Source organism: Actinomyces gerencseriae DSM 6844, from assembly GCF_000429265.1.
GTDB classification, from domain to species: Bacteria; Actinomycetota; Actinomycetes; order Actinomycetales; family Actinomycetaceae; genus Actinomyces; species Actinomyces gerencseriae.
This window is the reverse complement of record NZ_AUBN01000016.1, coordinates 73,991-84,548: the sequence shown is the minus strand read 5'-3', so window position 1 is coordinate 84,548 and position 10,558 is coordinate 73,991. Positions and strand designations below refer to the sequence as shown.

General features: G+C 71.6%; 8 protein-coding genes and 1 pseudogene. 4 read left to right on the top strand and 5 right to left on the bottom strand.

The window, feature by feature from the left end:
• The 4 genes and pseudogenes from G448_RS15780 to G448_RS0108325 all read right to left on the bottom strand — a co-directional run.
• Window positions 1–728 (bottom strand): annotated as a pseudogene (locus G448_RS15780) (hypothetical protein); the annotation flags it as partial.
• Complete coding sequence (locus tag G448_RS0108335) at window positions 725–1,117, bottom strand: hypothetical protein (protein WP_026407620.1); 393 nt, start codon at window positions 1,115–1,117, stop codon at window positions 725–727. The pseudogene G448_RS15780 and the gene G448_RS0108335, both read right to left, overlap by 4 nt.
• Before the next feature lie 738 nt (window positions 1,118–1,855).
• A complete protein-coding gene (locus tag G448_RS0108330) occupies window positions 1,856–4,435 on the bottom strand; it encodes a heterodisulfide reductase-related iron-sulfur binding cluster (protein WP_026407619.1) in 2,580 nt (859 codons plus the stop codon).
• A gap of 395 nt (window positions 4,436–4,830) precedes the next feature.
• Entirely contained in the window at window positions 4,831–5,154 is a 324-nt protein-coding gene (locus G448_RS0108325; RefSeq protein WP_156910975.1) for a hypothetical protein, read from the bottom strand.
• A gap of 125 nt (window positions 5,155–5,279) precedes the next feature.
• Between G448_RS0108325 and G448_RS0108320 the strand changes: the two genes are divergently transcribed.
• Window positions 5,280–6,074, top strand: a complete 795-nt coding sequence (locus tag G448_RS0108320) for a hypothetical protein (RefSeq protein ID WP_026407617.1) — start codon at window positions 5,280–5,282, stop codon at window positions 6,072–6,074.
• 48 nt (window positions 6,075–6,122) lie between these two features.
• Here G448_RS0108320 and G448_RS0108315 read toward each other — a convergent pair whose 3' ends face one another.
• The gene (locus G448_RS0108315) at window positions 6,123–6,428 is read right to left on the bottom strand and encodes a DUF4235 domain-containing protein (protein ID WP_026407616.1); all 306 of its coding nucleotides are present in this window, start codon (window positions 6,426–6,428) and stop codon (window positions 6,123–6,125) included.
• A 381-nt stretch (window positions 6,429–6,809) separates the two neighbouring features.
• Between G448_RS0108315 and G448_RS0108310 the strand changes: the two genes are divergently transcribed.
• From G448_RS0108310 to G448_RS0108305, 3 genes are all read left to right on the top strand, one after another.
• The gene (locus G448_RS0108310; protein WP_026407615.1) at window positions 6,810–8,009 is read left to right on the top strand and encodes an AAA family ATPase; all 1,200 of its coding nucleotides are present in this window, start codon (window positions 6,810–6,812) and stop codon (window positions 8,007–8,009) included.
• 109 nt (window positions 8,010–8,118) lie between these two features.
• Window positions 8,119–8,775, top strand: coding sequence for a hypothetical protein (locus G448_RS18110; RefSeq protein WP_156910974.1), 657 nt, complete (start codon window positions 8,119–8,121; stop codon window positions 8,773–8,775).
• A 459-nt stretch (window positions 8,776–9,234) separates the two neighbouring features.
• Window positions 9,235–10,287: a thiamine ABC transporter substrate-binding protein gene (locus G448_RS0108305; RefSeq protein WP_026407614.1), complete on the top strand. Its 1,053-nt coding sequence runs from the start codon at window positions 9,235–9,237 to the stop codon at window positions 10,285–10,287.
• The last annotated feature ends 271 nt before the right edge of the window (window positions 10,288–10,558 follow it).

The window sequence follows — 10,558 nt, the reverse complement described above, 5'->3', positions numbered from 1 at the left end:
GACAACAGATAACAGTCGTTGAGAGTTCCTTGACGCGGAGAACCCCAACCGCCACTGCCGTCCGCTTGCCGAGCAATCCGCTTGATGTCGTCGTCGGACAGGGGTGTTTTCTCGTCGGTTGCCGGGGGGCCGTCGGTCTTCTTGCCGCTGCTGGTTCGGGGGTTTGCGGTGTCCCCGGTGGTGTCTGCGGTGTCGTTGGTGTTGGTGGTGGTGAGGAGTGCTGCGGTGCGGGTGGCGGCGGTGGTGAGGAGTGCTGCGGTGCGGGTGGCGGCGGTGGTGAGGAGTGCTGCGGTGCGGGTGGCGGCGGTGGTGATGGTGGTGCGCAGGGTGTTCCAGGCGGTGGTGATCTCGGTGGCGGTGGCGGCCGCGGCGGTGGGGTCGGCGTGGGCGGTGGTCAGTGCGACGGCGGCTCGGCGGCGCAGGTTCTCGGCGGTGGCGGTGGCGGCGTCCAGGGTCTGGGCGTAGAGGTCCAGGGCGCGGGCGCCGGTGCCGAGGGTGTCGACGTCGGTGTCCAGGGCGCGGGTCAGTGTGCGGGCGGTGGTGGTGAAGGCCTCGGCGCTGCGGCCGGTCCAGGTGGTGGTGGCGGCGCGGGCGGCGTCGGCCAGGTCGGCGGCCTCCTTGACGGCGCGTGCGGAGTGTCTCCAGGAGTCGGCCAAGGCGCGCACGCCGCCGGGTGAGCCGGGCAGCTCGGCGGTCAGTACGGCCGTCAGGGCCTCGATGGCGCTCATCGTGGGGCCGTCAGTCCCCGGTAGCTCCTGCGCCCCGCTGCGCGCCCGGCGATGGTGCCGGCGGCTGTGCCGGTGATGGCACCGGCGGCGGCCGCGGTGGGTGCTGGTGGGGTCAGGGCGTGTGCTGCGGTTGCTGATCGTTGGTCGGCGTCGGTCAGCAGGTCCAGGGCGCGTGCGACGCCGTCGGCGAGGCGGTCGGCTCGTTGTGCGCGGTGGTGGGCGCTGGTGGTGCGGGCGGTGGCGTAGGCGGCCGCGGCGCTGGTCAGGTCGGGTGCGCCCAGGGCGTCGGCGGTGCCGGGCTCGATGTCGATGGGGGCCAGGGTGCGGGCGCATTCGTCGGCCAGTGAGATCGCTCGGCTGAGTTCTTCGGGGGCGACGTGCAGGTCCATCGGCGACCACTCCGTATTGTCGCGAACCGGCGCGGGGCGTCCGCGTTCGGCGGCGGTTTCATAGGGTAACAGGAACAACCGCACTGTAATCCCCGCCACGTTACCGGCGAAGGGACCAACGACCCCCGACAGCAGCGGGTGACCCGAGCGGGGCCGCTCGACAGCCGCGGGGCGACGCAGATGGGGTTCACTGCGGACGACTCGACGCGTGGAGTTGCGCGACCGGCGCGGGGCGACGAGGCTCAACGGGGATGCCCACGGAACGGGGCCCGGTGTCGCCGGTCGATCGGAGACGCCGGTTCCGGGCGCCGATGGTCCAGTGTCCCGGTGCGGGGTGCCCCGGTACTCCCGGGTCCCGCGAAGACCGCGATGTCTCCGTGTGTCTCGGTGCGGGGGTGGCCTTCGGCGGTGCGGGTGGCGGCGACGCGGTGTGCCCCGGTGCGGGGGCGGCCTGCTGCTCCCGGGGTCCGCGCGGTCGTACATGGGGCGCGTGGTCGTACTTTGTACTGCGCGGTCGTACGTGGACTTGCGCGGTCGTACCCTCCCGCGCCAGGTCGTACCTTAGGGAGGCTCTAAGGTACGACCGCGTGCAGCTGGGTACGACCGCGCGGCTCCGGGTACGACCAGGCGTACCCAGGTACGACCGCGCGCGGGGCCGACCCACAAACGACGCAGGAAGGACGAACCCCCAGGTACGACCGCGTGTGGGGCCGGCCGAAGACGAGGTCTCTCGAGCTCTCAGGCCCGTCCGCGATGCACGGCCTCCAGCATGAGGGAGGCGATGTCGGTGACCCGTACGTCCGCGCCTTCGGAGGCGACGCCGTCGGAGAGCATCGTGGTGCAGAACGGGCAGGCGGTGGCGACCACCTGCGCGCCGGTGCCGATGGCCTCGCGGGAGCGCTCCACCGCGATGCGCGTGCCGATCGACTCCTCCATGAACGCCTTCGCACCGCCGCCGCCGCAGCAGAAGGCGGTCTCGCGGCTGCGCGGCATCTCGACCGCCTTGGCGCCGGTCGCCTCCAGCAGTTCGCGCGGTGGGGAGTAGATCCGGTTGTGCCGGCCCAGGTAGCAGGCGTCGTGGTAGGTGACGGTCGGAGCGCCCTGCTGCCCGGTCCGCGCCGTCGCCTCCATCGCTCCTGCTGCCGTCGCTCCCGCTGCTGCCGCCGTCGCGCTGCCCGGAGCGGGATCCCCGCCTCCCGGCGCGCCCGTCGGGCCCTCCGTCGGGTGCGGCGTGCCGTCGCTCCCGCCTTCGCCTCCCGGTGCGCCCGTCGGATCGGGCTGCGGAGGCACCGGCCTCAACCGCCCCTCGCGCACGAGCGCGTTGAGCAGCTGGGTATAGTGCAGCACCTCGAAACGACCGCCGATCTGCGGGTACTCCCGCGAGATCGTGTTGAAGCAGTGGGCGCAGGTCACCACGATGCGCTGCGCCTTCGCCTCGGTGAGGGTCTCGACGTTCTGGGAGGCGAGCATCTGGTAGAGGATCTCGTTGCCCGCTCGCCGGGCCGGATCGCCCGTGCACGACTCGGCGTCCCCCAGCACCGCGAAGCTCACCCCGGCGATGTGCAGCAGCTCGGCCACCGCGCGCGTGGTCCTCTTCGCCCGGTCCTCGAAGGCGCCCGCGCAGCCCACCCAGAACAGGTAGTCCGCCTCGGAGGCGTCCTCGACGTCGACCCCGACCACCGGCACCTCGAAGTCCAGCCCCTTGACCCAGTCCATGCGCTTGCGCGGCGCCAGCCCCCACGGATTCCCCTTGGACTCCATCTTGCGGAACATCTTCCCCAGTTCCTTGGGGAAGGCCGACTCCATGAGGACCTGCTGGCGGCGCACGTCGATGACGTGGTCGAGGTGCTCGATGTCCACCGGGCACTGGTCGACGCACGCCCCGCAGGTGGTGCACGACCACAGCACGTCGGCGGGTATCACGTCGCCGGCCAGCGGGGCCGGGCTCGTGGCCACGCCCGTCTCGGAGGGGGAGGCCTTGGCCGCCAGCAGCGCGCCCAGCACGTCGCCGGTGTGGGCGCTGCCGGGGGCCAGGCCCAGGCGGTCGTCGTTCTCCAGGCCGTCGGTCATGCCGCTCAGGCGGCCCGCGATCCCCCCGCCCGCGCGACGCTCGGCCAGCATCTCCTCGGTGACCTCCTCCGGGGCGACGCCGAGGGCGTCGGCGGCCCGCAGGTAGGGGGCGACGGCGGCGTGGTGGTCGCGCAGCGCCATCACGAAGAGCTTGGGGGACAGGGGCTTGCCCGTGTTCCACGCCGGGCACAGGTCCTGGCAGCGGCCGCACTCGGTGCAGGTCGAGAAGTCCAGCAACCCCTTCCAGGTGAAGTCCTGGATACGGCCCACGCCCAGAGTCACCTCGTCGCCCGACTCCTCGGCCGCCTCCATGGCGGCGTCGAGGTCGTCCATGGTCTCGGCCGTCAGCGCCTCGCCGTCCGGCAGGAGCAGCGGCTTGGCGGGGCCGAGCGATTTGGTGCCGTCCGTGTTGCTGCGCGCATAGAGGTTGACGAAGGCCAGGAAGCGGTGCCAGGCCACGCCCATGGAGGGCTGCATCCCGACGACGACGAACCAGCTCATGGAGATGACGATCTTGACGGTGGCCACCACGGTGATGGCGATCGCCAGACCGGTGGCGCCCAGCGGTTCGAGCAGCGGGCCGCTCCAGGCGGTCAGGGGGAAATGGGTCCAGCTCGCCAGCGCGCGCTCGGCCTCGTCGTCGGAGATCGCCAGCCGGGCGTGCTCCAGCATGCGCAGGATCAGGACGCACCCGACGACGGCGGTCACCACGGCCTCGACGAAGTGCGCCTGCCCGGCCGAGGAGCCGGCGAAGCGGGGGGTGCGCGGGCGGGTGGCGCTCTCCTCGGCGTCGGGGAAGGGCGGGTCGGCGGCGCCGCGGCGGGTCCTGCGCCGTCGGACGGCGACCATGTGGAGGATGCCCGCCGTGCTCAGCCAGGCGATGAGCTCCACGACCCAGGCCCACCAGGCCTGGTGGCCGAGCCACGGCAGCTCCCAGGACGGGTGCGCCAGCACCTGCCCGTAGCCGGTGACCAGGGTCAGGAACAGCAGTGGGAAGCTCACCATGACCAGCCAGTGGGCCGCACGGATCCAGGGGCGGCCCTTGAACGCGGTGTGACCGACGACCTCGGCGAGCATGCGCACCAATCGGCGGACGACCGGGCGCAGGCGCTCGCGCGGCACGGGTCGGCCCACGCGCATGCGGTTCACGATCGTGCCACAGGCACGCGCGAAGACGGCCACGCCCACCACAGTGGTGAGAGTGACCACGATGGCGCAGATGAGACGCACGATCGCCAGGGAGGTCATGCGATCAGCCTAGTTGCCGGCGGGGGCCGGACCCGCACGACGGTCCGCGAGGGGCCGCGAGCTTCGTCGAGATCGGTCCGGTTCCGCGTCGAGATCGGTCGTAATCCGCGTTGAGATCGGTCTGGGCCCGGGTTCGAGGGGACCCGCCGTGGCCCTGGCGATGCGAGGTCGGTCCGGTGCGCTGTCGGGCTCGGCCGGGTGGCTGAGGGACCAGGTGGCTGAGCGGCCAAGGGGCCGGGCGGGCTGCCTTAAAAGTGCGTGAGAGCCTCGGAATCGCGCCTGGGACTCCGCGGGGAGCCGTGCATCCTCGACCCCGCCCCCATATGGATGCCTGCGTTGACGCCCACTGTCGGTTGCGACGCGAAGGTGCACCACCTGCGCACCCGTGACGGACTTCATGAGGCGGATCTGATCTCGAGCAGTGCGATGGCGCGGTGATCGCCGTCGAGGTCAAGCTGGCACGAGTCGTTGACGACCACGATGTCCGGCACGTGAACCGGCTCGGGCAGCAGATCGGCGAGCGCCTGGTCGATCGGGTCGTGGTCACGGGGGCCGCCGCCTACTGCAGGCCCGATGGTGTCGCCGTCGTTCCCCTGGACATGCCGGGCTGCCCCCACCCGTGCCGGCCTGTTATTCAGTCGATGCGCCCGCCGCTCGCCGGGGCGGACCTCCCGCGTGCCCGGGCACCCCGCCCCGGCCGTCGCGCGGGAGGCAAACATGAGCGCGGATCTCCTGCGTGCCCTAGCGCCCCGGAACCGCCCGCGTCCGGGACGCCCCGGACCGCCGGTGCGGATGGGGAGACCGGCCCAGTGCAAGGGGTCGTCGCCGTTCATATTCTGCCGTCGTGAGCGTCCCGTACATATCCTCCCACTCGCAGGACGGGCACCCGGGTGCGTGGCAGGCGGCCTCCGACCCGGTTCCCGACGGGCGCCCTGGCGCCTGGAGCCGGCGGCGGGGCGGCCTGCGCATCATCATCGACCTCATCGTGCCGCCCCGGCCGGGATCCGCTGCGCGCTCCCGCGCCCCGCGCCGCGCCTCCGCCCCGTCCCCGGATCTCGCCGACAGCGGTCCCGGTCCCCGGCCGCTCGAGGCCCCGGCCGATCTCGGCAGGCGCGAGACCGGCACCCGGGTGGGCCGCCGTCGGCTCATGGCACTGCGCTGGACCCTCGTGGCGCTCGCGATCGCCGTCGTCGCCGTGGGAGTCGCCGCGCTGACCGAGGGGGAACCGCTCTCGGAGGTCGTTGCCACCCGCGGCTCGCTCGTCCTCGTACCGGTCCTGATCGCCACCACCTCGCTGCTCGTGATCGTCACGTGCAGAACGGCTGTCGATGCGCACGCCGAGGGCTTTCGGCCGGCGACTCTTCTGTGGATCGCCGTCGTGCTCGGCTGCCTGGCCCTGGTGTGGCCGGCCGTGCTGCTCGTGCTGTGCTGGAGCGTCGTCCTCTCCGGGCTCGACACGATCATCCTCCTGCCCCCTGCGTCGGAGATCTCCGGTGTGATCGCCGGGATACTCCACCCCGCTCAACTGGTCGCCGCGGGCGGGTGCCTGACCGTGCTCGCGCTCGCGACGAGCGCCACGGCCCTGGACGTCCGACGGAGGTCGGGGCGCCGGGCGGGCGCGGGCGCCTCGGGGCGCTGAGGGGGCGGCGGGTGCGAGGCTCCGGACCCCGGATTCCGCCCCCGGCTCTCAGGCCTCCAGGGACCCGGAGCGCCCGCGGGTCAACCGGTTCGGCCCGCGCCTGTCGCGCCACCTGGCGGCCTGACGCAGGGTGAGCTGTCGCGTGAGGGACATGACCGCCCCCGAGACGATCGCGAAGACGACGACCTCGCCGAGCTGGTAGTTCAGCGTCTGGCTCTCGTCCTGAGGGGCGGGCCTCCCGGTGACGGCCTTCCACCCGACGGCGACGACCCGTTCCGCGACGATGCCGGAGGCCAGCAGGATCAGGGCCGAGGCGGCCGTCCAGGTCAAGTCGTTCTGCTTGCTATCGGTCATGGTGGCTCCGTTCCTCCGATTCGTGCGCCGACGACGGCGCGCCCCGCGGGACTGCGGCACTGCTGGGGCGCTTCAGCGTCGATCATGCCTTACTTGCCGGCGCGGCGCCCGACGCCACGGCGGCCGACGGCGCGGCGCCGGTGTCCGCGGGCGGTGCGCGGGGCGGGCCCCGTGGGGAGCGGGGGAGCGCGGGTATGCGCGGGGCGGGCCCGGCTGCCGAGTCCACGAGTCGGGCATGTCCGCACGAGGCTGACTTTTCGGCGCGAGTCGGGCGACGGCGTCGTCGGACTCGCGCAGGAATGCTCGCCTCGCACCGAAAAGCCGGTCTCGCGGCCCCGCCAGATCTCATGGAATCTCAGGTGCGCCCGGTAGTGTATGACCATGGCCACTGGGAAGCCGACGCCTCTGCGCTCGATCCGGGCGAAGAACTACCGATCCTTCGTCGACGTCGACGTCGAGTTCGGGCCCTTCTCCGTTCTGGCCGGTCCCAACGGCTCCGGCAAGTCCAATCTGCTCTCCGTCCTTCAACTGGTGAGGGACACCGCCCGCACGGACATCCCCACCGCCGTCGATCGGCACGGCGGATACGAGCAGTTGCACCGGGCCACCGGCGACGCCGGCCCGATCGAGCTCACGATCGAGGCCGAGGTCACGGAGAACGCCTCCCCCGGGGCGCCGGACGAGTACATCCTCACCCTCGACCAGGACGACGCCGGTATTCGGCGGACGGAGGACTTCCAGTACAAGCGCACCGCTGGTCGTGGGCGACGGCTCGGCTTCGCCCTCGAGGGCGTGGATGCGGTGAAGGTGCAGGGGAGCAGGAGCAATAAGAGGAGCTCTCTGACGCTGACCGATGCCGCATCCTCCGGCCTGGGGACCTTCGCCCTGATCAATGCGGACTGGCTCGGCGACGGCCCCAGCCGGTTCGTCTCCTTCCTCTCCTCGATCCGCTATCTCGATCCCGACGTCCCCGCCGCGCGCCGGCCCAGCCGCTTTGATCAGAGGCGCCTCGCTCCGGGGGCGGCGAACCTGTCCGCCGCGCTTCAGCAGATCCACGACGCCGCCCCGGACGCCTTCAGGACACTCGTTCGTGATCTGAGGCTGTGCCTGCCGGGCCTTGACTCCATCGGCTTCGAGACTCGTGGAGGGGACGCCCACGTGGTTGTCGCGGAGCTCCATGAGAACGGATTGCGCAGGCCGATCGAGCTCGCCGACGCCTCCTTCGGCACCGTGCGCATGCTCGCGCTCCTCACCGCCCTCCACGACCCGGACCCCCCGGCTCTCACCGTCATCGAGGAGGTCGACCACGGCCTGCACCCCTATGCCCTGGACGTTCTTGCGGACCGGATGCGGGAGGCGTCCGGGCGGACCCAGATCATCGCGGCGTCGCACTCGCCGACCCTCGTCAACCGGCTCGAGTCCGAGGAGCTCATCCTGTGTGACCGGGATCCTGAGACCGGCGAGTCCGTGATCCCCGTGCTCACGGCCGACCGGCTCGCGGATAGCCAGGAGACGAGCGGTCGGGGTCTGGGGGAGCTCTGGTACTCCGGAGTCCTCGACGGAGTGCCGAGCGTTGGCTAGGAAGTGCCCTGTCATTCTTGTCTTCGGCGAAGGCGGTCGGGGGAAGGCGGGCAGGAATAGCTATGACGCGCAAGCGATCAAGGCGCTCATTCCCGCCTTGGCTCCGGGGGTGAATGACTCGTATGACATCAAAGTCATCAAAGATCCGCCTTCGCTGACCAGAGGGGCTTCGAGCGAGTCGGTGCGCAGCTGGATGGATGACATCGGACGTGCGGTTGCGGCTCAGGAGGTTTCTCGGCCGGTCCACGCCGTCCTCGTCCACCAGGATGCCGACGGAAGAGATGGTGAGCAGCGTCGGAAAGACCTTCAAAACCAGTTGGATAAGATGAAAACTGCGCACGATTCCGAGTTCTCGACAGGCAGGAGGAAGAAAAAGAAGGGCCCCACTCCCCGGCCATGGCGCGTCTGCGCCGTCGTCCCGGTTCAGATGACCGAGGCGTGGTGGTTGCTCTTCCCGGACTCCATTCGGGCGTTGAATCCTGTTGCATGGCGCGGTCTCAGAGTCCCGACAAGAACGGTTGAGAGCCACGGCGACCCGGCCGCTCTTCTGATCTCGCTGACGGATAAACACACTCGGGGGAAGAAGAAGTACATCAAGTCCGACTCGCCCGCGATCGCGGATCTCGTCGCACGACGCATCATCGCCGGCAAGGAGCCGGACAAGCCTGCGCGCCCGTCGTCCCCGTCGTGGAATCGATTCGTGGACGACGTACGCGCTCTTGCGCAGAACCGGCCTCCCGCCCCCGCCCGGGCGCCGATCGTCTAGACTCGTCCCACTACGACAGGGGAGCGCCCCGTCGTCGGTCCGGGGCCCAGCCGCTCCGCCCCGGCGGCCACGGCGCTGAGAGTGCGGGCGACCGCAGACCCTCGAACCTGCTCCGGTCAGCACCGGCGAAGGAAGTCGAGCAGAATCTCCCCGGGCGCGCGGCCACCAGTCACCGGCCACCGCGCTCGGGCCCTCCCGGTACCCATCCAGGAGGACACCATGACCACCGCCGACCGCGTTTCATCGGCCTCATCGGCCTTGCCCGCCTCGCCGGTCTTACCGGCTTCTCCAGCCTCGCCGGCCTCGCGCCGCGCCCCCGGTGCGACTGCCTGCACAACCCCCGGCTCGCCGTCCCGTCGCGTGCGGCCGTCCCTCGGCCGGGAGCACTGGGGAGGAGGACCGGGCGCGCCACTCCGCCTCGCCCGGACGTCCCGTCGTGCCCGGCCGTCCCGCCGCGCCCTGCTGGCCGGAGGCGCGGCCACCGCCGTCGGCGTCGCGCTCGCCGCTTGCGGCTCCAAGGGCTCCGGCGGCTCGGGCCCGGCTGGCGGAGGGACGGTCACCGTCGTCACCCACGACTCCTTCTCCGTTCCTGACGAGCTCATCGACGCCTTCCGGGCGGACACCGGCTACGCCCTGGAGCTGGTCGCCTCCGGGAAGAGCGGGGAGCTGACGAACAAGCTCGTCCTGACCAAGGACGCGCCGCTGGGCGACGCCTTCGTCGGCGTGGACAACACCTTCGCCTCCCGCATCCTGGACGAGGGCGTCATCGACACCTCCGCCGCCGTCGATCTGCCCGAGGGCGCCGACCAGTACGTCATCGACGACACTCCCGCGCTGACCCCCATCGATTTCGGCGAGGTCTGCGTCAACATCGACACCGCCTGGTTCGCGGAGCACGGCGTCACCCCGCCCGCCGCCTTCGAGGACCTGACCGGGGCCGACTACAAGGATCTGTTCGTCGCCATCAACCCCTCGACCTCCTCCACCGGACTGGCCTTCCTGCTGGCCACCGTCGGGCACTTCGGCACGGGGGAGGCCGGCGGCTTCGCCGACTACTGGAAGCGGCTCGCGGCCAACGGCATGCGAATCGATGAGGGCTGGTCCGACGCCTACTACACCGACTTCTCCGGCGGAGGGGAGGGCGGCGCCCACCCGATCGTCGTGTCCTACTCCTCCTCTCCCGCCGCGACCCTCACCGAGAACGGCTCGGCCTCCACCACCGCCGCCCTCCTGTCCACGGCCACCCGGCAGGTCGAGTACGCCGGGGTCCTGGCCGGGGCCGCCAACCCCGACGGCGCCCGGGCCTTCCTGACGTGGATGCTGTCTGCCGATGTCCAGAGCTCCATCCCCGAGACCATGTACATGTACCCGGTCAACCCCGAGGCCACGCTGAGCGAGGAGCTGAGAAGGTTCGGCGCCACCAGCGATGATCCGGTCGTCGTCCTCGCCGACGACATCGCGGCTCACCGCGAGGCCTGGCTGGCCACCTGGACGGAGGCCGTCGGCGCGTGAACGCCCCGCGTGCGCGGTCCGGCGGTCCGCGCCGAGATCGGTCCGGCCCCACTCTGGGGAGCACTCCGCGCTCACAGCCCGGCGAGGGCGCCGCCCGCCCGGGGGCGCCGCGCACCCAGCTCGTCGGTGGACGCGGCGGACCGGGGGGCGCCGCCCGCCCGGGGGCGCCGCGCCGTCGGCCCGAAACGTTCCCCGAACCGATCTCGGTGCGGAACCGGACCGATCTCGAGCCGGAACTGAACCGATCTCGGTGCGGAACCGGACCGATCTC

What these genes read in the sequence shown, in the direction of transcription:
- G448_RS0108310 (WP_026407615.1), top strand. Translation starts at nt 6,810, where the DNA reads ATGGCCACTGGGAAGCCGACGCCTCTGCGCTCGATCCGGGCGAAGAAC.
- G448_RS0108330 (WP_026407619.1), bottom strand. Translation starts at nt 4,435, where the DNA reads ATGACCTCCCTGGCGATCGTGCGTCTCATCTGCGCCATCGTGGTCACT.
- G448_RS0108315 (WP_026407616.1), bottom strand. Translation starts at nt 6,428, where the DNA reads ATGACCGATAGCAAGCAGAACGACTTGACCTGGACGGCCGCCTCGGCC.
- G448_RS0108335 (WP_026407620.1), bottom strand. Translation starts at nt 1,117, where the DNA reads ATGGACCTGCACGTCGCCCCCGAAGAACTCAGCCGAGCGATCTCACTG.
- G448_RS0108325 (WP_156910975.1), bottom strand. Translation starts at nt 5,154, where the DNA reads ATGTTTGCCTCCCGCGCGACGGCCGGGGCGGGGTGCCCGGGCACGCGG.